Raw genomic sequence first — 23,818 nt, 5'->3', positions numbered from 1 at the left:
ACGGCCTGTCAGCAACGGTTGATGAGATATTATGCGCGAGAAATTTTATTGTGTAAGTCCGTATTACTGTGATGATGCGAAAATTTTACGCAGAAATGTGGTTTCGCCAGCCAAAACAGCCTCTTCTACTTGTCCCTTTTCGGGAAACGTCCGACAATTTGATCATAATCAGGTAACAATGGAGATGCCCATGACCACCGCCTTTTTTGTCGCCGCCGACTGGCTTGCCGAACATATTGATGATCCGGAAATACATATTCTTGACGCCCGTATGGCGCCGCCAGGACAGGAACATCGTGATATGGCGGGCGAATATCGCGCCGGACATATTCCCGGTGCGCTGTTTTTTGATATTGAAGCGCTTTCCGATCGCGCATCGCCGTTGCCGCATATGATGCCGCGCCCGGAAGCGTTTGCGGTGGCCATGCGTGAACTGGGGGTTCGCCAGGATAAACACCTGGTCATATACGATGAAGGCAATCTGTTCTCCGCTCCGCGAGCATGGTGGATGCTGCGCACGTTCGGTGCCGAGAAAGTGTCCATTCTGGCGGGCGGACTGGCGGGCTGGCAGCGCGACGAATGGCTATTGCGCGAAGGCGAGGAAGCGCATGAAGGAGGCGAGTTTGAGGCGAAATTCACGCCGCAAGCCGTGGTGCGCCTCACCGACGTATTGCTGGCAAGCCATGAAAAAACCGCGCAAATCGTTGACGCGCGTCCGGCGGCGCGTTTTAACGCTCAGGCTGATGAACCACGTCCGGGACTGAGGCGCGGGCACATTCCTGGCGCGCTAAACGTCCCGTGGACGGAACTGGTGTATGAGGGCGAATTAAAGACCACTGACGAACTGAATGAGGTTTTTTTCAGCCACGGCGTGAGTTTCGACAGACCGATTATCGCCAGTTGCGGTTCCGGCGTGACGGCCGCGGTCGTGGTGCTGGCGCTCGCCACGCTGGATGTGCCTGACGTCACGCTTTACGACGGCGCGTGGAGCGAATGGGGCGCGCGTACCGATTTACCGGTTGAACCCGCTTAATATCCGCCATGCCGGATGGCGCTCACGCTTATCCGGCCTACCGTTCAGGCTGATGTAAAACGATCTACAGACATTGTTTTTATTCAGCTCTTTTCCGCTGTCCTGCAAACGGGCATTATTTTCTCTTAATAAAATCCTATTTTTTATCGGTAAATACTTTACGCCGGGTATAAGGAGTATCATCACCGCTGTTTTGGTTTTCACCGGGAAATAACTCCTGTAAATATAATTTTTTAAGGATGGAAAATGGATATTTCACTCGCTAATTTAATTGAGTTGGTTAAAAAGGTTAACCGCAATAAGGTGCCTAATCCTATGCCTGCCGAGGAAATAAGTCGTCTGCGAGTGCGTAAGTATCGCGATCCGCAAAATACGGAAACCACTGAGTTACCTGAAAGCCTGAAGGCGCTACTGGCCTACGACCGCGATCTACTTAGCAATTATAATATGCCTGTGATTGAAACATTACAAAGATCTATTGATAAAGAGGGAGTAATTCATTCTTACTCCCCTGATGAAGAGGCGTATTACGGCGTTGGCATGGATAGCTCAGGTATTGATATTGAAGATCTGATGCCTGTCTGGAGTAACGATCCCCGTCTTTCGGCATTAATTCGTATCGATCATGTCGGCGATCAGGCCATTTTTATCTATATCACAGAACGGGATGCCAACGGCGAATACCCTATTGCCCGCATGGAACGTAATGAATTCTGGCTGGCGGAGTCTTCTCTGGTGGAATATCTCTATAATATTATTTCGGGCGCTAAAGACATTGGCTTTACCGAAGAGGATTTACATCTTCCGCAATGGAAGGCACAGCAAAAAATGAATGAACAACGCGATGCCGCTTTACTTGACCTGGAGGATTATCATGAGGCGTTTTGGGCAAAACTGGACGCGCCCGTCGATTAATCGACATGCTGTCGGGTGGCGCTCACGCTTATCCGGCCTACCGTTCAGGCTGATTTAAAACGAATCTACATAAATTCGGTTTAAGCAGGTCACAAAAAAACCGCTCAATTGAGCGGTTTTTTTGTGCTGGTCCGGTTCGCGGCCTTTCCAGCAGGCTTTGTTGCCATAGCAACGCAGGCACACCGTAGGGGATTAATACTCCCTTTTAAGGGAGCAAATGTCAATATGATTTACCGGGAAACTATTCAACATTTGAGGTATTATCTTTCCCGGCCCTTTCCGCCGTCTCGCAAACGGGCGCTGGCTTCAGGAGAGGATAACCCATGGCCGTAAGCGCAGGCACACCGTAGTGCCTGCTATCACGGCATTATCGCCAGCGGTGCTGCCGTGATGCGGTCTTCGCAAGGACCGCAACATGAAGGTACGATACTTTTGTGTCGTGCTTCTTGTTTCTGGCACGTTGTGTCTTCACGCAGACAGAAGCCACCCAGGTAGCTCTGTTCCCGTAACGCTCAACGTCCAGAGCAGGTAAGCCAGGAGGCCGCCCTGTTGGGCGGCTTTCTTTTCTTCAGATGATGCGGTTCTGTTTAAAATCGCGCAGGAACCCGCCCCAGCGGCGCTCGTAGAACGGCGCGATATGCTCGGTGATAAAGTGGCTGATACCCTGCTCGCCCTTCCTCACCTGACAAATATCGATCGGTTCGTCACCCGGTAACGTGTCGGTCGCCACATTGCCCGCTGCGTGAATGATCTCTTCAATCTCGCCGTCAGCCTCAATGCCAATCAGCAGATTGGGTTGGGCGTCCGCATGTTCTTTAATCGCGCAGAGAAACGCGCGTTTCACCGGTTTGATGGTTTTAAACAGCGTAGTGAGGGAATCAATCATCTGCGACGGCGGCTCGGCCACTTCGGATAAAATAAGCGACTCGCCGCCTTCCAGCACTTCCTGCGTACTTAACGGACTGCCTTCCTCAGCGAGAAGCAGGCTGATTTCACGCGGCATAAACTCTTTGCCCGTCGGCAATTTAGCGTTGAGGAATAGCGTTTCGCCAAGCGTCATTTCAAACAGCGTGCGCGCCGGCATCACCACAAATGCCTGTTCGTCTTCCACGGCCTGCTGCAGCGCCTCCAGAGAAGTAAAGAAGGGAATGACGGTCGTGCCGTCTTCTTTTTCCCAGTGCTGCAAATCCAGAGCACTGTCTTCCACAATCGCCTCGCCTTCGGCAGCGCTGCCCGGCGCCCAGACGGTGGACTCCAGTAAGGTACGGAAAAATGCCGGACGATGCGCGGGCTCAGTCGCCGCTTTCTCCAGCAAGATTTCTAATTCATTTTTAGTTTCGGACATAGGAATCACAAATTATGTATATGGGTTGTAGGCCTGATAAGACGCACGGCGTCGCCATCAGGCAAAATGCCGGGTGGCGCTTCGCTTACCCGGCCTACAAAAACACCGTTCAGGCGGTCAGCAAATTCGCGATGGTGCGCACACCCAGACCGGTTGCCCCGGCAGCCCACTGCTCAACCGGCGCTTTGCGATAAGTGGCGGAACAGTCAATGTGCAGCCAGCCTTCGCGGTAATTTTCAACAAAGTGCGACAGAAAACCTGCGGCGGTGCTTGCCCCGGCGGGATACGCCGCGCTGCCGGTGTTGTTCAGTTCCGCAAAGTTAGACGGCAGCTGGTTACGGTGGAACTCCGCCAGCGGCAGACGCCAGAACGGTTCATTCTCTTGCGCCGCGCTGGTCAGCAAGCGCCCCGCCAGCGTATCGTCAAAACTGAATAGCGCATGGTAGTCGTTACCCAGCGCCGTTTTCGCCGCGCCGGTTAACGTCGCCATATCAATGATTAGCTGCGGGTGTTGCGCGCTGGCGTCAATCAGACCATCTGCCAGCACCAGTCGCCCTTCCGCATCGGTATTCATGACTTCGACATTCTTACCATTACGGTAGCGAATAATATCGCCCAGTTTAAACGCATTGCCGCTGATCAGATTATCGGCGCAGCACAGGAACAGTTTTACGCGTTTATTCAACCCACGGGTAATGGCGAACGCCAGCGCGCCCGTTACTGTCGCCGCGCCGCCCATATCGGATTTCATTGAGTCCATAAAAGCGCTTTGTTTGATACTGTAGCCGCCGGAGTCAAAGGTGATACCTTTACCGACCAGGCAGGCATAAACCGGCGCATCTTTGTCTCCCGTCGGGTTGTAATCCAGCGCCAGCAGCACCGGCGGACGCTCAGAACCACGGCCTACGGTATGCAACCCCATATAGTTCTGCTCGCGCAGATCTTCGCCTTTGGTGATACGATAAGTGACGCTATCGCACGCGACGCTGCACAGCAGATCCACTGCGCGCTGCGCCAGTTGCTCCGGCCCAAGCTCTTCCGCCGGAGCATTAATGGTGTCGCGCACCCAGTCAATAATGGTCAGGCGGTTATCCAGTTCCTGACGTTGGGCATCGTCTAAATCCGGCCACATTACGGTACGGACGCCTTTTGGTCCTTTGTAACCCGCCCAGAATGCCCAACAACGCTCGGTATCCCATCCTTCGCCTGTCAGCGCGACCTGTTTTATTCCCAGGCCGTCGATTTTACGCGCCGCACGCTGGATCAACCCCAGATCGTCTTTACCGTTAAGATGCAAGGTAATACCGTCGTTATTAATACTGTAAGTGGCTTTATCGCCCCAGCGCGCATCGGCAGGCTGCGTGGAAAGCGTAATTTTCATGGCTTCTGTCATTGTTATTTTCCTTATTAGCAAACGGGCCGCCGTAGGGCAGCCCGTTAGATCTTTTGCTAAATGATTCGCGTTGCAGGAAGGCGGCAAGTGAGCGAATCCCCGGGAGCATAGCAAACTATGTGACTGGGGTGAGCGAACGTAGCCAACGCACCTGCGGCGAGGATCATGACGCAAAAATTACTCTGCTTCATCCAACCAGACTAGCAGAATCGCCTCCAGAATTTTTTCATTGGATGCGTTAGGGTCGTCGTCAAAATCGTCCAGTTCGCAGATCCACTGATGCAGATCGGTGAAACGAACGGTTTTAGGATCGACATCAGGATATGCGTCGTATAACGCTTCGCCGATCTCGCGGCTATCGGTCCACTTGAGTCCCATACTACCCTCTGTTAATGCTCACGCGCATGGTTGATTGTGTAACGTGGAATTTCGATAACCAGATCGTCGTCGGTAACGCGGGCCTGGCAGCTCAGTCGACTTTCCGGCTCCAGCCCCCACGCTTTATCCAGCATATCGTCTTCTTCTTCCGAACTTTCCGGCAAGGAGTCGAAGCCTTCACGTACAATACAGTGACAGGTGGTGCAGGCGCACGATTTCTCACAGGCGTGTTCAATCTCGATGCCGTTGCGCAGCGCAACGTCAAGAATGGTTTCACCGGTCTCAGCTTCCAGAACTGCGCCATCCGGACAAAGATCCTGATGAGGCAGAATAACAATCTTCGGCATGTTAAACCTCGTCTACGGAATGGCCTTTCAACGCGCGACGAACCGACTGGTCCATGCGGCGAGCGGCAAATTCCTGGGTTTGTTTATCTACGTTTTTAATGGCTTGTTCTATGGCGTCAACATCATCGCCTTGTGCGACCGCGCTTAAATGTGCGGCGGCATCATCAATGCATTGACGTTCTGCGGCGCTTAACAGCGCGGCGTCGGCAGTTAGCGCGCCGGTCAAACTTTCCAGCACGCGCGCGGCTTCGACTTTTTGCTCCGCCAGCATACGCGCTTTCACGTCCTGCTCGGCAAAACTCATGGAATCCTTGATCATCGAGGCGATTTCGCCATCGGTCAGACCATAGGAAGGTTTGACCTGAATGGAGGCCTCGACGCCGGTGGATTTTTCCATTGCGGTGACGCTCAACAGGCCATCGGCGTCTACCTGGAAGGTCACGCGAATATGCGCCCCGCCCGCCGGCAGCGGCGGAATCCCGCGCAGCGCAAAGCGCGCCAGCGAGCGGCAGTCCTGCACCAGTTCGCGTTCGCCCTGCATCACATGGATAGACATCGCGGTCTGACCGTCTTTGAAGGTGGTGAAATCCTGCGCGCGCGCCACCGGGATAGTGGTGTTGCGCGGAATGACTTTTTCCACCAGGCCACCCATCGTTTCCAGCCCAAGAGAGAGTGGAATCACGTCCAGCAGCAGCATTTCGCTGTCCGGCTTGTTGCCGACCAGAATATCGGCCTGAATCGCTGCGCCAATAGCGACCACTTTATCCGGGTCGATAGCGGTTAACGGCGTGCGGCCAAAAAATTCGCCCACCCGCTCACGCACCAGCGGTACACGGGTTGAACCGCCGACCATGACCACTTCCAGAACGTCCTGGGGCTCAACGCCGGCATCTTTCAATGCGCGACGGCAGGCCAATAGCGTGCGCTTAACCAGCGCGGAAATGAGATCGTTAAACTGCTCGCGAGTGATCTCCCCCTGCCAGCCCGCAACGTTAACGCGAACGGTATCGGCATCGCTTAAGGCGATTTTCGCGGTAATCGCGGCATCCAGCAGTTCGCGCTGAACGCGATTGTCGCTACGATCGGCAATTCCCGCCTGCTCACGAATATAGTCCGCCAGCAGATGGTCAAAGTCGTCGCCGCCGAGCGCAGAATCACCGCCCGTCGCCAGCACTTCAAACACCCCGCGGCTCAGGCGTAAAATAGAGATATCGAAGGTACCGCCGCCAAGATCGTAAACAGCGATAACGCCTTCTTTGCCTGAGTCCAGACCGTAGGCAATCGCCGCCGCCGTCGGTTCGTTGAGCAGGCGCAGTACATGCAGGCCTGCCAGCCGTGCGGCGTCTTTCGTCCCCTGACGTTGGGCATCATCGAAATAGGCGGGAACGGTAATCACCACGCCATCCAGCTCGCCGGAGAGCGATTCGCTAGCCCGCGCGGCCAGCGCTTTGAGAATATCAGCAGATACGCGTACCGGATTGAGCAATCCAGCCGCCGTGTCAATCATCGGCAGCCCATTAACGCTTGCCTTAAACCGGTAAGGCAGATGCGGATAGCGCGCCTGGATATCCGCCAGCGAGCGTCCCATCATGCGTTTCACAGAGCTGATAGTGTTGGCCGTATCCTGCGCGGCATTGTCACGCGCAGCGTAACCAACCGTATGGCCCTGCTGCTGATAGTGAACCACTGAAGGCAACAGGTGGCGCCCTTCGTGGTCAGGCAGAGTTTCCGCCTGGCCGCTGCGAACCGTCGCAACCAGAGAGTTGGTAGTGCCTAAGTCGATGCCCGCCGCCAGACGACGCTGATGCGGCGCGGCGCTCAGACCAGGCTCACTAATTTGTAATAAGGCCATGTTAGATTCCAGTTAAAAATCGAGCAGCTTTTCTTCGAGTTGTTCTGCGCTGCTTCGCAGTTTATCGAGAAACCGCAGTTTGCGCACCGTATCCGCCGCCGCGTCCCACGCGGCGTTGTCCAACTGTTCCACCATTTGCTGAAGACGAGCATCAAACATCTTTTGTACGCGTTTGATGAAGCTTTCCAGCCGCACGTCGTCTTTTGATTGTTCGATATCGTCCAGCTCTTCGCGAAGCGTGAGTTGTTCCATCAGAAACGCGGTGTCGCGTACCGTATGCTGCTCGCTGGCCAGATCGAACCCGTGTAAGGAAAGCAGATACTCCGCGCGCGTCAAAGGGTGACGCAGCGTTTGCCAGGCCTGGTTGATCGTGGCGGATTGCTGGACGGCGGCAAGCTGCTGCGCCTGGGTGCCGTTGGCAAATTTGTCAGGGTGATACTGGCGTTGCAGATCCTGAAAACGAAGGCTCAGCGCCTGGGTGTCAATTTGATAACGGGCTGGTAAGCCAAAGAGGGTGAAGTAATCCATAACATTCTCAGGGATAGCCTGTCAGAACAAACCCCACACGCAGGCGACCACGGTGGGGTTATACCTTCTTACTTCGCGCCGCAGATGCGTTGTCTTCGCGGGTTCCCCCAGTCATTTACTCAAGTAAGCGCCTGGGGATTCACTCGCTTGCCGCTTTTCTGCAGCACGAATGCTCGGTATAACAGCGGAACACGGTTACACGTGGAAGCTTTCGCCGCAACCACACTCATCTTTCACATTCGGGTTGGAGAATTTAAACCCTTCGTTCAGACCTTCTTTTACGAAGTCCAGCTGTGTACCGTCCAGAAATTGCAGGCTCTTGCCGTCAACCACTACCTTAACGCCTTTGTCTTCAAACACGGTGTCTTCCGCCGTTGGCTCGTCAACAAATTCCAGTACATAAGCCATACCTGAGCAGCCGGAGGTTCTCACGCCCAGACGCAGACCAAACCCTTTACCACGGTTGGCCAGGAAGGTATTAACTCGCGCTGCTGCACTGTCGCTAAGTGTAATCGACATAACAAAACCTCAATGTTAACGTTCTATTTTATTTCGCTTCGCGTTTGCTTTTGTAATCCGCAATAGCGGCTTTAATCGCGTCTTCCGCCAGAATAGAGCAGTGAATTTTCACCGGCGGCAGTTCCAGTTCGTCTGCAATGTCGGTGTTTTTAATCGCCTGCGCTTCGTCCAGGGATTTCCCTTTCACCCACTCCGTTACCAGAGAACTGGAGGCGATAGCGGAACCGCAGCCATAAGTCTTGAAGCGCGCGTCTTCAATGATACCTTCATCGTTAACTTTAATCTGCAACTTCATGACGTCGCCGCAGGCCGGAGCGCCAACCATGCCGCTTCCCACGTTATCGTCGTTGTTGTCAAACGACCCTACATTACGCGGGTTCTCATAGTGATCGATTACTTTTTCGCTGTAAGCCATTATAAATTCTCCTGATTCCGATACCGATTAATGATGTGCCCATTCGATGCTGTTCAGATCCACACCCTGCTTGTACATTTCCCACAGTGGAGAAAGGTCACGCAGGCGGCCAATGGATTTACGAACCAGATCAATGGTGTAGTCGATCTCTTCTTCAGTGGTAAAACGACCTAAAGAGAAACGGATAGAGCTATGCGCCAGCTCGTCATTCATGCCCAACGCGCGCAGCACGTAGGACGGTTCCAGACTGGCGGAGGTGCAGGCGGAACCGGAAGAGACCGCCAGGTCTTTCAGTGCCATGATCAGCGACTCGCCTTCAACGTAGTTAAAGCTCACGTTGAGAATGTTTGGCGCGCCCTGCTCAAGGTCGCCGTTCAGGTAAACTTCTTCAATATCTTTGATGCCGTTCCACAGACGGTTACGCAGACCGCGCAGACGGGCCATTTCGGTCTCCATCTCTTCTTTCGCGATACGGTAAGCTTCGCCCATGCCGACGATCTGGTGGACAGGCAGAGTACCAGATCGCATACCGCGCTCGTGCCCGCCGCCATGCATCTGCGCTTCAATGCGAATACGCGGCTTACGACGCACATACAGCGCGCCAATGCCTTTCGGACCATAAATTTTATGACCGGAGAAGGACATCAGATCCACTTTCAGTTGGCTCAGATCGATAGGCAGTTTGCCCACGCTCTGGGTGGCATCAACGTGGTAGATGATACCGCGCGCGCGGCACATTTCGCCGATGGTCGCGATATCCTGCACCACGCCGATTTCGTTGTTCACGTGCATGATGGAAACCAGAATGGTGTCGTCACGCATCGCTGCTTCGAGCTCGTTGAGATCGATGATGCCGTTGCGCTGCGGCGCCAGGTAGGTCACTTCAAACCCTTCGCGCTCAAGCTGACGGCAGGTGTCCAGCACCGCTTTGTGCTCGGTCTTGCTGGTGATGATGTGCTTGCCTTTTTTCTGATAAAAGTTGGCAGCGCCTTTAATCGCCAGGTTATCGGACTCCGTCGCCCCTGAGGTAAAGACGATTTCACGCGGGTCGGCGCCGACCAGTTCAGCAATCTGGTTGCGGGCGATATCGACGGCTTCTTCAGCCTGCCAGCCGAAACGGTGTGAACGAGACGCCGGGTTCCCAAAGGTTCCGTCCAGGGTCAGAAACTGCATCATTTTCTCGGCAACACGCGGGTCCACCGGCGTGGTTGCGGAGTAGTCGAGATAAATCGGTAATTTCATTGCTCTTAAACTCCGTACATCACTCAATGCAAGGAATCAGGCAACCGGCTGGATGTACGACCGTGTTGACGGGACGTCCGCGTCCCGGCCTGATTCTGAATTCTTTTTTACGCTTCATCCTTCAGACGACCGCGGCATTCACCGCATGAGGCCGCCAGAAGAGATGGCGTAATATTTTAATTAAGCGCGTAATTTAACGTCGATAGCGTCCTGCGCACGACCGCTGGCGCGCGGCGCGTCATGCGTGTGCTGGCGACCAGACACATCCAGAACTTCCTGGTTATTCACCAGCTCGCCTAAGGTAATATTGTTGAGAAAACCGGTCAGGCGATCGCTTAAATCACGCCACAGCGCATGGGTCAGGCATTTATCGCCGCCCTGGCAGCCGCCTTTGCCCTGGCAACGGGTCGCGTCAACGGATTCATCAACCGCGCTGATCACTTCGCCGACCGCGATATTGCCAGCATCTTTACCCAGCAGATAACCGCCGCCCGGCCCGCGTACGCTGGAAACCAGACCGTTTTTACGTAAACGGGAAAATAGCTGTTCCAGATAAGAAAGGGAAATCCCCTGACGTTCAGAAATATCAGCCAACGGTACCGGGCCCGCTTCGGAGTTGAGCGCAACGTCTAACATTGCGGTCACGGCATAACGCCCTTTAGATGTCAGTCTCATGTCTTACTTAACCTCAAACTCGCCCCTGCCCGGGGTTTTTTATTGTAAAATGGGGGTATTGCATAGCAGGGACAAGTCTGACATTCCCGAGTAATTTGGTCAACTATTTACTTGAGTAAATTAGTCAGGTATTTAGCGTTCCGTGCGGCATTAACGCGGTTACTTGCCTTTATTCTGTTGCTCAATAGACGCCAGAATCCCACGCAGAATATTCAACTCCTGGCTTTCCGGGCGGGCGCGGGTAAACAGACGGCGCAATTTATTCATCACCTGCCCCGGATGGTTTTCGCGAATAAAGCCTGTGGAGAGCAACGTCTGCTCCAGATGGCCGTAGAAACGTTCAAGATCGTCCACCAGCGGATACGGTGTCTCTTCATGATCTGCCGCGTCGCCGTTTTCCTGCGTCGCCAGCCAGGCCATACGGACTTCATACGCGATGACCTGTACCGCCATCGCCAGATTCAACGAGCTGTACTCCGGGTTAGCGGCAATAGCGACGTGATAATGGCATTTTTGCAACTCATCGTTAGTCAGCCCGACACGCTCACGACCAAAAACCAGCGCAACCGGCGTATTTGCCGCTTCCGCCACGCTTTTTAAGCCGCACTCGCGCGGATCAAGCATCGGCCACGGCAGAGTGCGGGAACGGGCGCTGGTGCCGACCACCAGGCTACAGCCAGCCAACGCTTCATCCAGCGTATCGACGATCTGCGCATTACCGATCACATCGCTGGCGCCTGCCGCCAGGGCGATGGCCTGGGAGTCCGGTTTCACCAACGGGTTTACCAGCCACAGGTTAGTTAAGCCCATGGTTTTCATAGCGCGAGCCACAGAGCCCATATTGCCGGTGTGGGAGGTTTCCACCAGCACAATTCGAATGTTTTGCAGCATTGTCTTTCTTCAGCTAAAGATTATTCTGACATCTTACCATAAAACCAAGACAGATTCCGATCTCGCTGCTATACTCTGCGCCGTTTTCCCGTTCTTTAACATCCAGTGAGAGAGACCGATGCATCCGATGCTGACCATCGCCGTGCGCGCAGCGCGCAAGGCGGGTAATGTAATTGCCAAAAACTATGAAACTCCGGACGCTGTAGAAGCGAGCCAAAAAGGCAGTAACGATTTTGTGACCAATGTAGATAAGGCCGCTGAAGCGGTAATTATCGACACCATTCGCAAATCTTACCCGCAACACACTATTATCACCGAAGAAAGCGGTGAGCACGTTGGCACAGATCAGGATGTTCAATGGGTTATCGATCCGCTGGATGGCACCACCAACTTCATCAAACGTCTGCCACACTTCTCTGTTTCCATTGCTGTACGCATTAAAGGCCGTACTGAAGTGGCTGTCGTTTACGATCCGATGCGTAACGAACTGTTCACCGCCACCCGCGGTCAGGGCGCGCAACTGAACGGCTACCGTCTGCGCGGCAGTACCGCGCGCGATCTGGACGGCACTATCCTCGCTACCGGCTTCCCGTTCAAAGCCAAACAATACGCGACCACCTACATTAATATTATCGGCAAGCTGTTCACCGAATGCGCCGATTTCCGCCGCACCGGTTCCGCCGCGCTGGATCTGGCCTATGTGGCTGCAGGTCGTGTCGATGGTTTCTTTGAAATTGGCCTTCGTCCGTGGGATTTCGCCGCGGGCGAACTGCTGGTTCGTGAAGCGGGCGGTATCGTCAGCGATTTCACCGGCGGTCATAACTACATGATGACCGGTAATATCGTGGCGGGGAATCCGCGCGTCGTTAAAGCCATGCTGGCGAATATGCGCGACGAACTGAGCGATGCGCTGAAGCGCTAAGTCTCTTCGGCGGATGGGGCCACTCATCCGCCGTGCCTTTTCAGGCGTTTTTCCTAAACACAGCCTCATCGCTTTACTTGCCTGCATGTTTTTGTACGATCGCTCCCTGCTCCGCTATTGGCATAAAGCGGCAAGGAAGCGAACATGACCCTTCAACATACCCGACGCATCGTCAAATCCCTTTTTATTCTGTTTATTATTGTGGTCTGTATTTACCTGCTACCCCGCGTAGCGATCAATGCCTTTTATTACCCGGACAATAAAGTCTATGGACCAACCCCTGCCGAAGCTGAATCCATTACCTTTACCGCCAAAGATGGCACGCATCTGCACGGCTGGTTTATTCCCACTGCTTTCGGCAGGCCGGAAAACGCCGTCGCGACGGTGATTCATGTCCATGGCAACGCCGGAAATATGTCGGCGCACTGGCCGTTAGTCAGCTGGCTGCCAGAACGCAACGTAAACCTGTTTATGTTTGATTACCGTGGTTTTGGCGAATCGGAGGGCACCCCATCACAAGAAGGGCTACTGGATGATACGAAAAGCGCGATAGATTATGTGCGGCATCGTGCCGACGTTAACCCCGAGCGCCTGGTACTGCTGGGGCAGAGCCTGGGCGGTAATAATGTGCTGGCCGCCGTAGGCCACTGCGTAGGCTGCGCAAATATGCGCTACGCCGACCAGGCGGGCATACGTGCGATTATCCTCGACTCAACGTTTTTATCCTATTCCTCCATCGCCAACCAGATGATCCCGGGCAGCGGCTATTTGCTTGATGACCGCTATAGCGCGGATCGCAATATCGCCAGCGTCAGCCCCATTCCGGTATTGATTCTTCATGGCACGGCAGACCATGTTATTCCCTGGCAGGACAGTGAGAAATTGTATGCCCTCGCCCGGGAGCCCAAACAAAAAATCTTCATTCCTGACGGCGATCACATTGATGCTTTTTCCGGACGTTATGCAAACCTTTACCGTGATGCAATGATTAAATTTATTCAGACCGCGCTATCCGCTAAATAGCGCGACGCTGTATATATGCATATTTTATGATTAAGAATATATTTATTATACCGATAGTAAAAACCATTTTTTCCCGTTAGCGAAGGCGGTGGATTAGCGCTAGCGTAACAGTAATATTCAACTGATTTTTATAACAATTTATTTTCATTTGTTTTTCCTGAATATTACTGTGGAGTATGTGATGGCTATCAAAATTACGCCTGACGAGTTTAGTTTGCTTATCCAGCGATTAAACAAAAAATGGCGCGTGTTTGCCCCGTCCGCAGAGTTTCGCGGCGGGCGTTTTTCCGACACTGACAACATTATTTATCAACGGATTAGCGGCTGGCGCGATCTCATCTGGCACGAGAAATCGCACATGTCGCCGAATACCATAATTGCCCCTATCACCGAAACGCTCTTTTATTTCGATAAAGACACCATCCAAATTGCCGAGACAGACACTTCCCCGATAATCATCTTTGCCCGCGCCTGCGACATTAACGCCATGTCGAGGCTGGATTATATGTATTTATCAAATGGGAATAATTCCGATTACAGTTATCAACTGCTACGGGAGCATATTCGTTTCGTCCTTATTGAGTGTGAAGAAAGCTTCGAAAATTGTTTCTGCGTCTCAATGGGCACCAATAAAACTGACTGTTATAGCGCCGCCATGCGTTTTAGCGATGAGGGCGCGCTTGTCAGCATCCGCGATCCCTTTATCGAGGCGGCGATACAAGGGCTGGGGCAGGAGGCTGACTATACCCCCTCTTTCGTCAGCGAAAACCGGGAAACCGTCGTCACGCCGGACAGCGTTTGCCGCGATCCGCAAAAAATTCGCGACATTCTCACCCGCCACCCGCTATGGGACGCCTACGACAGCCGCTGCATCAGTTGTGGCCGCTGCACTACCGGGTGCCCAACCTGTACCTGCTATAGCGTCTTTGACGTCGCCTATGATGAAAATCCGCAGCGCGGCGAACGCCGCCGCCAGTGGGCAAGCTGCATGGTGCCGGGCTTTAGCGACATGGCAGGCGGTCATGGTTTTCGCGAAAAACCCGGCGAGCGTCTGCGCTACCGCGCCCTGCATAAGGTCAATGACTACAAAGCGCGCAACGGCATTGAACATATGTGCGTCGGCTGCGGCCGCTGCGACGATCGCTGCCCGCAATACATCAAATTTTCTTTGATTATCAATAAAATGACCGCTGCCGTTCGGCAGGCGCTGGCAGAGGAGGCATAACGCATGTCACATTGTTCCTGTCATGATAAACCGCAGCACAGTTTGCTGCCTGCGGCGTACCGCATCCTCAGTATTACTCGCCACACGCCGCTGGAGTGGAATTTCCGCGTGGCCGTCGATTTTCCCGCGCACTGGGGGCAATTTGTTGAGGTGTCGCTGCCGCGCGTCGGCGAAGCGCCCATCTCCGTTTCCGACTACGGCGACGGCTGGATAGATCTGCTGATCCGTAATGTCGGAAAAGTGACCAGCGCCCTCTTTACGCTGAAAGAAGGCGACAACGTGTGGCTACGCGGCTGCTATGGCAATGGCTATCCGGTCGATACGCTGCGCCATAAACCCTTACTGGTTGTCGCAGGCGGCACGGGCGTCGCGCCGGTGAAAGGCTTAATGCGCTATTTCGTTGAGAATCCCCAGGAAATTGGTCAACTGGATATGATTCTCGGCTATAAAAATCGCGATTGCGTGCTGTACAAAGAAGAAATGGCGACGTGGCGCGGCAAACATAATCTGGTGCTCACGCTGGATGAAGGCGAGGCTGATGACCGTTACCAGATTGGCCGGGTGACCGATCGGCTTGCCGACATGACGCTTAGCGATATCGACACTATGCAGGCCATCGTCGTTGGGCCGCCAATAATGATTACCTTTACCGTAAAAATGCTGCTGCAAAAAGGGCTCAAGCCGGAGCAAATCTGGGTGGACTACGAACGCCGGATGGCCTGCTCCGTCGGGAAGTGCGGCCACTGCCGTATGGGCGAAGTGTATGTCTGCACCGACGGCCCGATATTTAACTACGCCGTCGCGCAACGTTTTGCCGATTAAGGAGAACATCATGAGCATTGATATTGATATCATTAAAGCCCGTGCGAAAAACGAATATCGCCTGTCAAAAGTGCGCGGCGAAGCCATGATCAGCGTCCGCATTCCCGGCGGTATTTTGCCTGCGCATTTGCTAACGGTGGCGCGTGACATCGCCGAAACCTGGGGCAACGGACAAATTCACCTCACTACCCGCCAGAAGCTGGCGATGCCGGGTATCCGTTACGAAGATATCGACAACGTGAACGCCGCGCTGGAGCCGTTTCTTCGCGAGATTGAAATAGAACTGTGCGACGTCCAGGTTGAGGATACCAAAGCAGGCTATCTCGCTATTGGCGGGCGAAATATTGTCGCCTGTCAGGGGAACCGCATTTGCCAGAAAGCCAACACTGACACGACCGGTCTGTCCCGTCGTCTTGAAAAACTGGTCTATCCCAGCCCTTATCATCTCAAAACGGTCATCGTTGGCTGCCCGAATGATTGCGCGAAGGCGTCAATGGCCGATCTGGGGATTATTGGCGTGGCGAAAATGCGCTTCACTGCCGATCGCTGTATCGGTTGCGGCGCCTGCGTGAAGGCCTGTAGTCACCACGCGGTAGGCTGCCTGGCGCTGAAGAACGGCAAAGCGGTCAAAGAAGAGTCCGCCTGTATCGGCTGCGGCGAGTGCGTGCTGGCCTGTCCGACGCTGGCCTGGCAACGTAAGCCGGATCAGCTCTGGCAAGTCCGTCTGGGCGGACGCACCAGTAAGAAGACGCCGCGCGTCGGCAAGCTCTTCCTCAACTGGGTGACTGAAGATGTGATAAAGCAGGTGATCGTTAACCTGTATGAATTTGAAAAAGAGATGCTCGGCGGAAAACCGATCTATCTACATATGGGCCATCTGATCGACAAAGGCGGCTACCTGCGTTTTAAAGAACGGGTACTGCGCGGCGTTCAGCTCAATCCGGAAGCGATGGTCGCCGAACGCATTTACTGGGCCGAAGACGAATCCGTCGCGCGGATGCATCTCAAACCCGCCGGGCACTAATCAACCACGCCATGGCCGCAGCCCGCCCACAGGCTGCGGCACGCTAAACCACATGACCAACGCCGCAACAAGCAGTATGACCCCTCCGGCCAGCGCCAGCGTTGACCAGCCTACCTGCCGCCATAACGCCGGCGCTTTGTTTCCACTGAGTTTCACCGCCAGAGCACGAAAAGTGTGTACCAGCAGCGCCAGCGAGGTAATCGTTAGCGAGGTTCCCGCCGCCATTGCCAGTACCGACGCCATTCCCCAGCTAAAAACGCCAATCACTTTACTGAATAACAGCACCATTATCGCGCCGGAACAGGGCCGCATCCCCATAGACAGTACGATCATGAGTCGCGCGCGCCAGTCATCGCCGCTATGCAATTGTTCCTGCGTCGGTAAATGCTGATGTCCGCAGCCGCATTTTTCATGGTGAACATGGCGCGGCGTAAAAGCGATAAAGGCAAGTTTACGTAGCAGCGCGCGTAACCTTTTTATGGCCCGCCAGCACAGCAAGATGCCCAGCCCGCCAACTAACGCATAGCTCCCCTTTTCCAGCCAGAAACCGCTCAGATGGAGCTGCCTGGCCGGAAGTTGCAATACGGTCAGCACGCCCACCACCAACCCGATAGCCACGAACCCCTGTAATAACGCGGCGGCGAGGGTTAACACGATACTTGATTTCAGCTTCGAAGGATGCGTCGCCAGCCATGTCGCGATCACCACTTTGCCGTGTCCCGGCCCCAGCGCATGAAGCACGCCATACATAAAACTCAGCAGAAGCAACGATCCGCCCGCCCGCTCAGGATGCGTCGCCACCGCGTTAAGCAGCGCGCTCAACTGCTGATTTACGTCCCGCTGCCAAAGAGCGCTTTTCAACATCACCTGCGGCCAGGCCTGCCATATCCACAGACCGCCAACCAGCATCAGCAGCAGGAATAACGCCAGTGGCCACAGCGAGAGCCAGCGTCGCCCCGGAGCGCGTTGAGAAAAAATTACTGACATTGCAAGGTCACCGTTTGGGCAAACTGTTTACCTAAATCCACATCCTCCGGCGGCGCGTCCTCTTTATCCAGCGACTGGGCGAAACGTAGCGTCTCTTCGCCGGGCGCAGGAGTATAAACCTGAATCCGACACTTTTCGCGCAGCGGTTCCGGCATCGTGATATCGCTGTCCTGGTCATAATGCATATCGACATAATAAGAGGGATCAAACGTTGAAAAGGTATAAGTCTGTCCGCTTAACGGCTGCGGTTCAGCCAGCGGTAGCGTAAAGGTCAATACCGCCTGATGCGCGTCACGCGTCATACCGTATTCTGTCGGCCTGTTTTTAAACTTCACTTTCGCGCCATTGCGCCACACTTCTGTAAAGTAGTGCTGCCCAAGTACGTTAGCCATCACTTCCGCCGCCAACTTTTTCCATATTTCTGACCCCGGTGCCGCGTTTCCGGCGTCATACAGCAGATCTGCGGACGTCAGCGCGTCCATTGTCCAGCGCATTTTTAACGCCACAAATTGCTCATTTTCACTGACCACCTGCGTTTGCAGACGGATGAAGCTGTGCGGATGCGCCGCCGCCACGAAAGATAAAACGGCAAGAAATAGTGTTAAGGCGCTGCGTTTCACTGGCTTCATCTGTTCCTCGCGATAAAAATTCTGTGACGTTCCTCAGCATTCCTGGCCTAAAAGCACGCTTATCACATTTTTCACACGCAAACTTTAGCTATCCTTACCAGACAAACTAACGGGAGACCTGACAGATGATGCCGACAATTGCCCCACCATCTGTACTTTCCGCTCCCCAGCGCCGCTGTCAGGTATTGCTGACGCTTTTCCAGCCGGAGCCAATTGCCACGGTGGAAATCTTCAGCGCGCTTAATGGCGTTGATGATGATACTGCCCGTGAGGATATCACTGAGACAAGCCTGGAGATCCAGCGCTATCATCGCCTTGCCATCACAACATGCCAGAACGGTTGCTATCGGATCGAAGGTACAGCACTCGATCAGCGCCTTTGCCTTTTACACTGGCTCAGGCGCGGCCTGCGTTTATGCCCGACCTTCGTCACGCAACAGTTTACCCCGGCCTTAAAAAACGCGCTAAAGCAGCGCGGTATCGCGCGTCCGCTGTATGACGATATTAATCTGCACGCGCTCATTAATCTGTGCGCTCGCCGGTTGCAAAAACCATTTGAACATCGCGACGTGCAGTTCCTGCGTCTCTTTTTACAGTATTGTCTGCTACAACACCATGCCGGCATCACCCCGGAATTCAACCCTGTGCAGCAGATTTGGGCGCAGTCGTGCGCGGAATATCCACTCGCCCAGGAAATTGGTCGTCACTGGCAACGCCACGTGATGCAGGCCGCACCGCTCAATGAAGCGCTGTTTATGGCGTTACTGTTTTCAATGATTCGCCTCCCCGACCCGATTCGCGACACGCATCAACGGGCGCAGCAACTGCGACTGGAAGTGGCGCGGCTGGTGCTGCGCTTTCGAGAAAAAGGGAACGTACGCTTCAGCGACGAACAAGGGCTTAACGATCAGCTGTATGTCCATCTCGCCCAGGCGCTGAACCGAAGTTTATTCACGATTGGCATCGATAATACGCTTCCGGAAGAGTTCAACCGTCTTTATCCGCGTCTGGTTCGCACCACACGTGAGGCGCTCGCCGGGTTTGAAGCCGAATATGGTATCCACTTTTCCGAGGAAGAGACGGGGCTGGTGGCAGTAATTTTCGGCGCCTGGCTAATGCAGGATAACGATTTGCATGAAAGACAGATCGTATTGTTAGCGGATAAAAATGATGCGCTGGAGACGCATATTGAGCAGCAACTGCGTGAACTGACCCTGTTGCCGCTGAATATCAGACGGATATCGCTCCAGGCGTTTCAAAAAGAGGGATGCCCGCGCGGCGTAGCGCTGATTGTTACCCCTTACGCCACGCCGCTACCGCTCTTCTCACCGCCATTAATTCATGCGGATCGCACCCTCACAGAGCACCAGCAGCAGCAGATCCGCAAGATCCTGGAATCATGACGCGGCAACCACTTTGGGCCGAAGGAAGATAGCGGGCAATGCCACCAGCGCCATAATCCAGAATACGCCGCCGCCCAGATGTTGATACAGAAAACCGGCAAATACTGTCATAATCGCGATACTGCCGCCCATCGCCACAGCGGAATAGACGGCCTGCAAACGAATCACCTCGCTTCCCTGACGCGCAGCGATATAGCGCATAGCGGCCAGATGGCAAACGGTAAACGTGCCACAGTGCAGGATTTGTATCACAATCAGCCACGGCAACGCCGTACTCCAGCCCATCAGTCCCCAGCGTACCACGCCGCACACAGCGGAAAGCAACAGCAAGTCGCGGGCGCTAAACCGGCGGAATAGCTTTTTACTCAGGGCAAAAATGATCACTTCCGCCACCACGCCCAACGACCATAAATAGCCGACCGCCGATGCTGAATAGCCAGCCCCCTGCCAGTAGATGGCGCTAAAACCGTAGTAGGCGGCGTGCGCCCCTTGCAGCAAACAGACGCAGGCCAGAAAACGCCAACTTTGTGCCACCAGCGTACGCCAGGCGGGCCAGCCTGCGCTCTCCTGCTGACGACTTTCCCCTTGCGGCGGCACGCTGGGACGTAACAACATACCCAGCAACATCGAGGCGACGCCGAGCGTCAGTAGCGCCAGAATCGCCTGGTAATCGTATAAACTCACCAGCTTACCGGTCAGCGCCGACCCTATCACGAAGGCGATGGACCCCCACAGCCGCACCCGACCATAGTCCAGGGTAATTTGCTTTTGCCAGGTATTGGCCAGCGCATCGGTCAGCGGCACCAGTGGTGAAAAGAAGAGGTTAAACCCAACCATCACCACCATTAGCCACGCGACATGCGTTCCTGCCCAAAATGCCAGCGCAAATACCAGCGTCAGCAATGCCAGTACGCGCAGCGCGGAGATCAACCGCGAAGGATCGCTTACGCGAGGCGCAATGAGCAGGCTGCCGAGAAAACGCGCGACCAGACCCACGCCCAGCAGAAGACCGATGGTTTCCGGCGTTAGCCCAAGACCTTTGAGCCAGACGCTCCAGAAGGGCAGAAAAATACCGTAACTAAAGAAGTAGGTGAAATAACTGAGCGCCAGCCAGCGCGTGGAATGCAATGCCATGATTCCCTCCCGTTTGGAGGCGATAGTCTGGCGGTAAACGGTTGCGCTGGCAAGGGTAACATAAGGTTAACAGGCGGAGGGAGAAGTTCAAACGACAACGCCGCCGGATAATGACTTCCGGCGGCGTCACGTTATGGCGCATAAGTAATGCCCGACAGACGCAGCGCCATCGGGCCATTCTCACAACACAAGCGCTTACGCGTAAACCGGGAAGCGGGCGCAGATATCCAGCACTTTCGCTTTCACGCGTTCAATGGTGGCTTCATCATTGATGTTGTCCAGCACGTCACACATCCAGCCAGCCAGCTCTTTCACTTCCGCTTCTTTGAAGCCGCGACGAGTAACCGCCGGAGAACCAATACGGATACCGGAGGTCACGAACGGGCTCTTAGGATCGTTCGGCACGCTGTTTTTGTTCACGGTGATGTTAGCACGGCCCAGCGCGGCGTCAGCTTCTTTACCGGTCAGGTTTTTATCCACCAGGTCCAGCAGGAACAGGTGGTTCTCAGTGCCGCCAGACACCACTTTGTAGCCGCGGTTCAGGAACACTTCCACCATCGCTTTGGCGTTTTTCGCCACCTGCTGCTGGTAAACTTTGAACTCCGGCTCCATCGCTTCTTTCAGCGCTACCGCTTTACCGGCGATTACGTGCATCAGCGGGCCGCCCTGCGCGCTTGGGAACACGGCGGAGTTCAGTTTTTTGTACAGCTCTTCATCGCCGCCCTTCGCCAGGATCAGGCCGCCGCGCGGACCCGCCAGGGTTTTGTGGGTGGTGGTGGTGACAACGTGAGCGTGCGGAACCGGGTTCGGGTAAACGCCTGCGGCAATCAGGCCCGCCACGTGCGCCATGTCGACAAACAGGTATGCGCCGATGCTGTCAGCGATTTCACGCATTTTTGCCCAGTCAACCACGCCGGAGTAGGCAGAGAAGCCACCGATAATCATCTTCGGCTTGTGCTCTTTGGCCAGCTTCGCCATCTCGTCATAGTCAATTTTACCGGACTCATCGATACCGTAAGGTACGATGTTGTACAGTTTACCGGAGAAGTTAACCGGGGAGCCGTGAGTCAGGTGGCCGCCCTGCGCCAGGTTCATACCCAGAACGGTATCGCCCGGTTGCAGCAGCGCGGTGTAAACAGCGAAGTTAGCCTGAGAACCGGAGTGCGGCTGCACGTTAGCGTAGTCGGCGCCGAACAGTTCTTTCGCGCGGTCGATAGCCAGCTGCTCAACGACATCAACGTATTCGCAACCGCCGTAGTAGCGCTTGCCCGGATAACCTTCAGCGTATTTGTTGGTCAGCTGAGACCCCTGCGCCTGCATCACGCGCGGGCTGGTGTAGTTTTCGGAGGCGATCAGTTCGATGTGCTCTTCCTGACGTACTTTTTCCTGCTCCATAGCCTGCCACAACTCGGCATCATAATCGGCAATGTTCATTTCACGCTTTAACATCCGCATCTCCTGACTCAGCTAACAATAAAATTTGTGCCTGAAAAGGCAGTCCGTGGGACTTCGGCCAACAGTATAACCGAATCATTCTTCGATAACAGGTCTTGACAAAGGTTTTTACGCAAACGATTACCTGTGCGTCAGATAAGGGTTTCCTGAACGAGAGTCTGACGAATTTCAACGGATTTCTTTTCAGCTTTGTGATGCAGATTTTTCACGTTGTTACATCCATAACGTAAAGCAGAGAAGATCCATTTACAATGCAAGGGTATTTTTATAAGATGCATTTGATATACATCATTAGATTTTCACATAAAGGAAGCACGTATGCTTGACGCACAAACCATCGCTACAGTAAAGGCCACCATTCCCCTGCTGGTTGAAACAGGACCGAAACTGACCGCCCACTTCTACGACCGTATGTTTACGCATAACCCGGAGCTCAAAGAAATCTTCAATATGAGCAACCAGCGTAACGGCGATCAGCGTGAAGCCCTGTTTAATGCTATCGCGGCCTACGCCAGCAATATCGAAAATTTACCGGCGTTGCTGCCGGCGGTAGAAAAAATCGCGCAGAAGCACACCAGCTTCCAGATTAAGCCGGAGCAGTACAACATCGTCGGGACGCATCTGCTGGCGACGCTGGACGAAATGTTCAACCCGGGCCAGGAGGTGCTGGACGCGTGGGGCAAAGCCTATGGCGTACTGGCTAACGTCTTTATCCATCGGGAAGCCGAGATTTATCACGAGAACGCCAGCAAAGACGGCGGCTGGGAAGGCACGCGCCCCTTCCGCATCGTTGCGAAAACCCCGCGTAGCGCACTGATCACCAGCTTTGAGTTTGAACCGGTCGACGGCGGTACGGTGGCGGAATACCGTCCCGGGCAGTATCTGGGCGTCTGGCTGAAGCCGGAAGGTTTTGCGCATCAGGAGATCCGCCAATATTCACTGACCCGTAAACCCGATGGCAAAGGATATCGTATTGCCGTGAAGCGTGAAGACGGCGGCCAGGTATCAAGCTGGTTACACAATCACGCCAGCGTAGGCGATGTGGTGCATCTGGCTGCGCCGGCAGGTGACTTCTTTATGAATGTCGCCGCTGATACCCCCGTTTCGCTGATTTCCGCTGGCGTCGGCCAGACGCCGATGTTAGCGATGCTCGATACGCTGGCGAAAGGACAGCATACCGCGCAGGTGAACTGGTTCCACGCGGCGGAAAACGGCGACGTTCATGCGTTTGCCGACGAAGTGAGCGAGCTGGGCCGTACACTGCCGCGTTTCACTGCCCATACCTGGTACCGCGAGCCGACTGAGGCCGATCGCGCCCAACGCCTCTTCGACAGCGAAGGGCTGATGGATTTAAGCAAACTGGAAGCCGCGATCAGCGATCCGGCAATGCAGTTCTATCTTTGCGGCCCGGTAGGCTTTATGCAGTTTGCCGCAAAACAACTGGTTTCACTTGGCGTGAATAACGAAAACATTCATTACGAATGCTTCGGCCCGCATAAAGTGCTGTAATTGCAAGAAATCCTCTGAAAAAACGGGCGTTATCGTTAAGGCGAACGCCCGTTTTCCTCCCCGTTCTCCTGCTTATTGCGCTGCTTTTTATGCCTTTCTTTTACAAAAAAGGGGAATAAAAAAAGTCTGTGCAAATCGTGTTATTATTAACG

General features: G+C 54.3%; 26 protein-coding genes. 10 read left to right on the top strand and 16 right to left on the bottom strand.

What is annotated here, in order from left to right; all coding sequences use genetic code 11:
• The first annotated feature begins 190 nt into the window (after positions 1–190).
• The gene (gene sseA, locus EOS98_RS06285) at positions 191–1,033 is read left to right on the top strand and encodes a 3-mercaptopyruvate sulfurtransferase (protein WP_094897667.1); all 843 of its coding nucleotides are present in this window, start codon (positions 191–193) and stop codon (positions 1,031–1,033) included.
• Here sseA and EOS98_RS24600 read toward each other — a convergent pair.
• Positions 1,013–1,237, bottom strand: a complete 225-nt coding sequence (locus EOS98_RS24600) for a hypothetical protein (RefSeq protein WP_001533267.1) — start codon at positions 1,235–1,237, stop codon at positions 1,013–1,015. The two genes, sseA and EOS98_RS24600, sit on opposite strands and share 21 nt — an antisense overlap.
• A gap of 42 nt (positions 1,238–1,279) precedes the next feature.
• Here EOS98_RS24600 and EOS98_RS06280 point away from each other — a divergent pair, with 42 nt between their 5' ends.
• A complete protein-coding gene (locus EOS98_RS06280; RefSeq protein ID WP_126523913.1) occupies positions 1,280–1,948 on the top strand; it encodes a DUF5066 family protein in 669 nt (222 codons plus the stop codon).
• A gap of 415 nt (positions 1,949–2,363) precedes the next feature.
• Positions 2,364–2,480 carry a small toxic inner membrane protein TimP gene (gene timP / locus EOS98_RS25080; protein WP_350028759.1) on the top strand — a complete coding sequence of 39 codons (117 nt, stop codon included), beginning with the start codon at positions 2,364–2,366 and terminating at the stop codon, positions 2,478–2,480.
• A 36-nt stretch (positions 2,481–2,516) separates the two neighbouring features.
• Here timP and sseB read toward each other — a convergent pair whose 3' ends face one another.
• From sseB to trmJ, 11 genes are all read right to left on the bottom strand, one after another.
• Positions 2,517–3,293 (bottom strand): enhanced serine sensitivity protein SseB, encoded by a 777-nt coding sequence (gene sseB, locus EOS98_RS06270; RefSeq protein ID WP_063809315.1) that lies wholly within the window; start codon positions 3,291–3,293, stop codon positions 2,517–2,519.
• Positions 3,294–3,402: 109 nt separating this feature from the next.
• Complete coding sequence (gene pepB / locus EOS98_RS06265; protein WP_000133541.1) at positions 3,403–4,686, bottom strand: aminopeptidase PepB; 1,284 nt, start codon at positions 4,684–4,686, stop codon at positions 3,403–3,405.
• 177 nt (positions 4,687–4,863) lie between these two features.
• Positions 4,864–5,064 (bottom strand): Fe-S cluster assembly protein IscX, encoded by a 201-nt coding sequence (gene iscX, locus EOS98_RS06260; RefSeq protein ID WP_000523621.1) that lies wholly within the window; start codon positions 5,062–5,064, stop codon positions 4,864–4,866.
• An 11-nt stretch (positions 5,065–5,075) separates the two neighbouring features.
• Positions 5,076–5,411, bottom strand: coding sequence for an ISC system 2Fe-2S type ferredoxin (gene fdx, locus EOS98_RS06255; protein ID WP_001124466.1), 336 nt, complete (start codon positions 5,409–5,411; stop codon positions 5,076–5,078).
• Between the two features lies 1 nt (position 5,412).
• A complete protein-coding gene (gene hscA, locus EOS98_RS06250; RefSeq protein ID WP_001196659.1) occupies positions 5,413–7,263 on the bottom strand; it encodes a Fe-S protein assembly chaperone HscA in 1,851 nt (616 codons plus the stop codon).
• 12 nt (positions 7,264–7,275) lie between these two features.
• Positions 7,276–7,791, bottom strand: a complete 516-nt coding sequence (gene hscB / locus EOS98_RS06245) for a co-chaperone HscB (protein WP_000384398.1) — start codon at positions 7,789–7,791, stop codon at positions 7,276–7,278.
• A gap of 195 nt (positions 7,792–7,986) precedes the next feature.
• Positions 7,987–8,310, bottom strand: a complete 324-nt coding sequence (gene iscA, locus EOS98_RS06240) for an iron-sulfur cluster assembly protein IscA (RefSeq protein WP_000028952.1) — start codon at positions 8,308–8,310, stop codon at positions 7,987–7,989.
• 28 nt (positions 8,311–8,338) lie between these two features.
• Entirely contained in the window at positions 8,339–8,725 is a 387-nt protein-coding gene (iscU, locus tag EOS98_RS06235; protein ID WP_000331704.1) for a Fe-S cluster assembly scaffold IscU, read from the bottom strand.
• Between the two features lie 27 nt (positions 8,726–8,752).
• On the bottom strand, positions 8,753–9,967 hold the full coding sequence (gene iscS, locus EOS98_RS06230) for a cysteine desulfurase (protein WP_000775263.1): 1,215 nt from the start codon (positions 9,965–9,967) through the stop codon (positions 8,753–8,755).
• A gap of 180 nt (positions 9,968–10,147) precedes the next feature.
• Entirely contained in the window at positions 10,148–10,642 is a 495-nt protein-coding gene (iscR, locus tag EOS98_RS06225) for a Fe-S cluster assembly transcriptional regulator IscR (protein WP_094897669.1), read from the bottom strand.
• Between the two features lie 159 nt (positions 10,643–10,801).
• Positions 10,802–11,533, bottom strand: coding sequence for a tRNA (cytosine(32)/uridine(32)-2'-O)-methyltransferase TrmJ (gene trmJ / locus EOS98_RS06220; RefSeq protein ID WP_000940032.1), 732 nt, complete (start codon positions 11,531–11,533; stop codon positions 10,802–10,804).
• Between the two features lie 118 nt (positions 11,534–11,651).
• Between trmJ and suhB the strand changes: the two genes are divergently transcribed.
• The 5 genes from suhB (at position 11,652) to asrC (ending at position 16,549) form a co-directional block, all read left to right on the top strand.
• Positions 11,652–12,455 (top strand): inositol-1-monophosphatase, encoded by an 804-nt coding sequence (suhB, locus tag EOS98_RS06215; protein ID WP_000553473.1) that lies wholly within the window; start codon positions 11,652–11,654, stop codon positions 12,453–12,455.
• A gap of 144 nt (positions 12,456–12,599) precedes the next feature.
• Positions 12,600–13,478 carry an alpha/beta hydrolase gene (locus EOS98_RS06210; protein WP_000174944.1) on the top strand — a complete coding sequence of 293 codons (879 nt, stop codon included), beginning with the start codon at positions 12,600–12,602 and terminating at the stop codon, positions 13,476–13,478.
• 181 nt (positions 13,479–13,659) lie between these two features.
• On the top strand, positions 13,660–14,703 hold the full coding sequence (gene asrA, locus EOS98_RS06205) for an anaerobic sulfite reductase subunit AsrA (RefSeq protein WP_000985209.1): 1,044 nt from the start codon (positions 13,660–13,662) through the stop codon (positions 14,701–14,703).
• Positions 14,704–14,706: 3 nt separating this feature from the next.
• The gene (gene asrB / locus EOS98_RS06200; RefSeq protein WP_000017587.1) at positions 14,707–15,525 is read left to right on the top strand and encodes an anaerobic sulfite reductase subunit AsrB; all 819 of its coding nucleotides are present in this window, start codon (positions 14,707–14,709) and stop codon (positions 15,523–15,525) included.
• 10 nt (positions 15,526–15,535) lie between these two features.
• On the top strand, positions 15,536–16,549 hold the full coding sequence (gene asrC, locus EOS98_RS06195) for a sulfite reductase subunit C (RefSeq protein WP_000020685.1): 1,014 nt from the start codon (positions 15,536–15,538) through the stop codon (positions 16,547–16,549).
• Here asrC and EOS98_RS06190 read toward each other — a convergent pair whose 3' ends face one another.
• Both EOS98_RS06190 and EOS98_RS06185 read right to left on the bottom strand, forming a co-directional pair.
• Positions 16,550–17,536, bottom strand: coding sequence for a nickel/cobalt transporter (locus tag EOS98_RS06190; protein WP_094897670.1), 987 nt, complete (start codon positions 17,534–17,536; stop codon positions 16,550–16,552).
• Entirely contained in the window at positions 17,527–18,165 is a 639-nt protein-coding gene (locus EOS98_RS06185) for a DUF1007 family protein (protein ID WP_094897671.1), read from the bottom strand. The genes EOS98_RS06190 and EOS98_RS06185 overlap by 10 nt, the downstream gene beginning before the upstream one ends.
• A 125-nt stretch (positions 18,166–18,290) precedes the next feature.
• Between EOS98_RS06185 and csiE the strand changes: the two genes are divergently transcribed.
• Complete coding sequence (csiE, locus tag EOS98_RS06180; protein WP_000982963.1) at positions 18,291–19,568, top strand: stationary phase inducible protein CsiE; 1,278 nt, start codon at positions 18,291–18,293, stop codon at positions 19,566–19,568.
• Here csiE and EOS98_RS06175 read toward each other — a convergent pair.
• Together EOS98_RS06175 and glyA are read right to left on the bottom strand one after the other, a co-directional pair.
• Positions 19,563–20,702 carry a 3-phenylpropionate MFS transporter gene (locus tag EOS98_RS06175; RefSeq protein ID WP_001173729.1) on the bottom strand — a complete coding sequence of 380 codons (1,140 nt, stop codon included), beginning with the start codon at positions 20,700–20,702 and terminating at the stop codon, positions 19,563–19,565. The genes csiE and EOS98_RS06175 overlap by 6 nt on opposite strands.
• Positions 20,703–20,897: 195 nt before the next feature.
• Complete coding sequence (glyA, locus tag EOS98_RS06170; RefSeq protein WP_000919178.1) at positions 20,898–22,151, bottom strand: serine hydroxymethyltransferase; 1,254 nt, start codon at positions 22,149–22,151, stop codon at positions 20,898–20,900.
• A gap of 324 nt (positions 22,152–22,475) precedes the next feature.
• Between glyA and hmpA the strand changes: the two genes are divergently transcribed.
• Positions 22,476–23,666, top strand: a complete 1,191-nt coding sequence (gene hmpA / locus EOS98_RS06165; RefSeq protein ID WP_061424906.1) for an NO-inducible flavohemoprotein — start codon at positions 22,476–22,478, stop codon at positions 23,664–23,666.
• Positions 23,667–23,818: the final 152 nt, after the last annotated feature.

Source organism: Salmonella sp. SSDFZ69 (assembly GCF_004010755.1).
GTDB classification, from domain to species: Bacteria; Pseudomonadota; Gammaproteobacteria; order Enterobacterales; family Enterobacteriaceae; genus Salmonella; species Salmonella enterica.
The sequence above is the reverse complement of the archived record's forward strand: the minus strand, read 5'-3'. Positions and strand labels throughout refer to the sequence as shown.

What these genes read in the sequence shown, in the direction of transcription:
- sseA (WP_094897667.1), top strand. Translation starts at nt 191, where the DNA reads ATGACCACCGCCTTTTTTGTCGCCGCCGACTGGCTTGCCGAACATATT.
- EOS98_RS06280 (WP_126523913.1), top strand. Translation starts at nt 1,280, where the DNA reads ATGGATATTTCACTCGCTAATTTAATTGAGTTGGTTAAAAAGGTTAAC.
- timP (WP_350028759.1), top strand. Translation starts at nt 2,364, where the DNA reads ATGAAGGTACGATACTTTTGTGTCGTGCTTCTTGTTTCTGGCACGTTG.
- sseB (WP_063809315.1), bottom strand. Translation starts at nt 3,293, where the DNA reads ATGTCCGAAACTAAAAATGAATTAGAAATCTTGCTGGAGAAAGCGGCG.
- pepB (WP_000133541.1), bottom strand. Translation starts at nt 4,686, where the DNA reads ATGACAGAAGCCATGAAAATTACGCTTTCCACGCAGCCTGCCGATGCG.
- iscX (WP_000523621.1), bottom strand. Translation starts at nt 5,064, where the DNA reads ATGGGACTCAAGTGGACCGATAGCCGCGAGATCGGCGAAGCGTTATAC.
- fdx (WP_001124466.1), bottom strand. Translation starts at nt 5,411, where the DNA reads ATGCCGAAGATTGTTATTCTGCCTCATCAGGATCTTTGTCCGGATGGC.
- hscA (WP_001196659.1), bottom strand. Translation starts at nt 7,263, where the DNA reads ATGGCCTTATTACAAATTAGTGAGCCTGGTCTGAGCGCCGCGCCGCAT.
- hscB (WP_000384398.1), bottom strand. Translation starts at nt 7,791, where the DNA reads ATGGATTACTTCACCCTCTTTGGCTTACCAGCCCGTTATCAAATTGAC.
- iscA (WP_000028952.1), bottom strand. Translation starts at nt 8,310, where the DNA reads ATGTCGATTACACTTAGCGACAGTGCAGCAGCGCGAGTTAATACCTTC.
- iscU (WP_000331704.1), bottom strand. Translation starts at nt 8,725, where the DNA reads ATGGCTTACAGCGAAAAAGTAATCGATCACTATGAGAACCCGCGTAAT.
- iscS (WP_000775263.1), bottom strand. Translation starts at nt 9,967, where the DNA reads ATGAAATTACCGATTTATCTCGACTACTCCGCAACCACGCCGGTGGAC.
- iscR (WP_094897669.1), bottom strand. Translation starts at nt 10,642, where the DNA reads ATGAGACTGACATCTAAAGGGCGTTATGCCGTGACCGCAATGTTAGAC.
- trmJ (WP_000940032.1), bottom strand. Translation starts at nt 11,533, where the DNA reads ATGCTGCAAAACATTCGAATTGTGCTGGTGGAAACCTCCCACACCGGC.
- suhB (WP_000553473.1), top strand. Translation starts at nt 11,652, where the DNA reads ATGCATCCGATGCTGACCATCGCCGTGCGCGCAGCGCGCAAGGCGGGT.
- EOS98_RS06210 (WP_000174944.1), top strand. Translation starts at nt 12,600, where the DNA reads ATGACCCTTCAACATACCCGACGCATCGTCAAATCCCTTTTTATTCTG.
- asrA (WP_000985209.1), top strand. Translation starts at nt 13,660, where the DNA reads ATGGCTATCAAAATTACGCCTGACGAGTTTAGTTTGCTTATCCAGCGA.
- asrB (WP_000017587.1), top strand. Translation starts at nt 14,707, where the DNA reads ATGTCACATTGTTCCTGTCATGATAAACCGCAGCACAGTTTGCTGCCT.
- asrC (WP_000020685.1), top strand. Translation starts at nt 15,536, where the DNA reads ATGAGCATTGATATTGATATCATTAAAGCCCGTGCGAAAAACGAATAT.
- EOS98_RS06190 (WP_094897670.1), bottom strand. Translation starts at nt 17,536, where the DNA reads ATGTCAGTAATTTTTTCTCAACGCGCTCCGGGGCGACGCTGGCTCTCG.
- EOS98_RS06185 (WP_094897671.1), bottom strand. Translation starts at nt 18,165, where the DNA reads ATGAAGCCAGTGAAACGCAGCGCCTTAACACTATTTCTTGCCGTTTTA.
- csiE (WP_000982963.1), top strand. Translation starts at nt 18,291, where the DNA reads ATGATGCCGACAATTGCCCCACCATCTGTACTTTCCGCTCCCCAGCGC.
- EOS98_RS06175 (WP_001173729.1), bottom strand. Translation starts at nt 20,702, where the DNA reads ATGGCATTGCATTCCACGCGCTGGCTGGCGCTCAGTTATTTCACCTAC.
- glyA (WP_000919178.1), bottom strand. Translation starts at nt 22,151, where the DNA reads ATGTTAAAGCGTGAAATGAACATTGCCGATTATGATGCCGAGTTGTGG.
- hmpA (WP_061424906.1), top strand. Translation starts at nt 22,476, where the DNA reads ATGCTTGACGCACAAACCATCGCTACAGTAAAGGCCACCATTCCCCTG.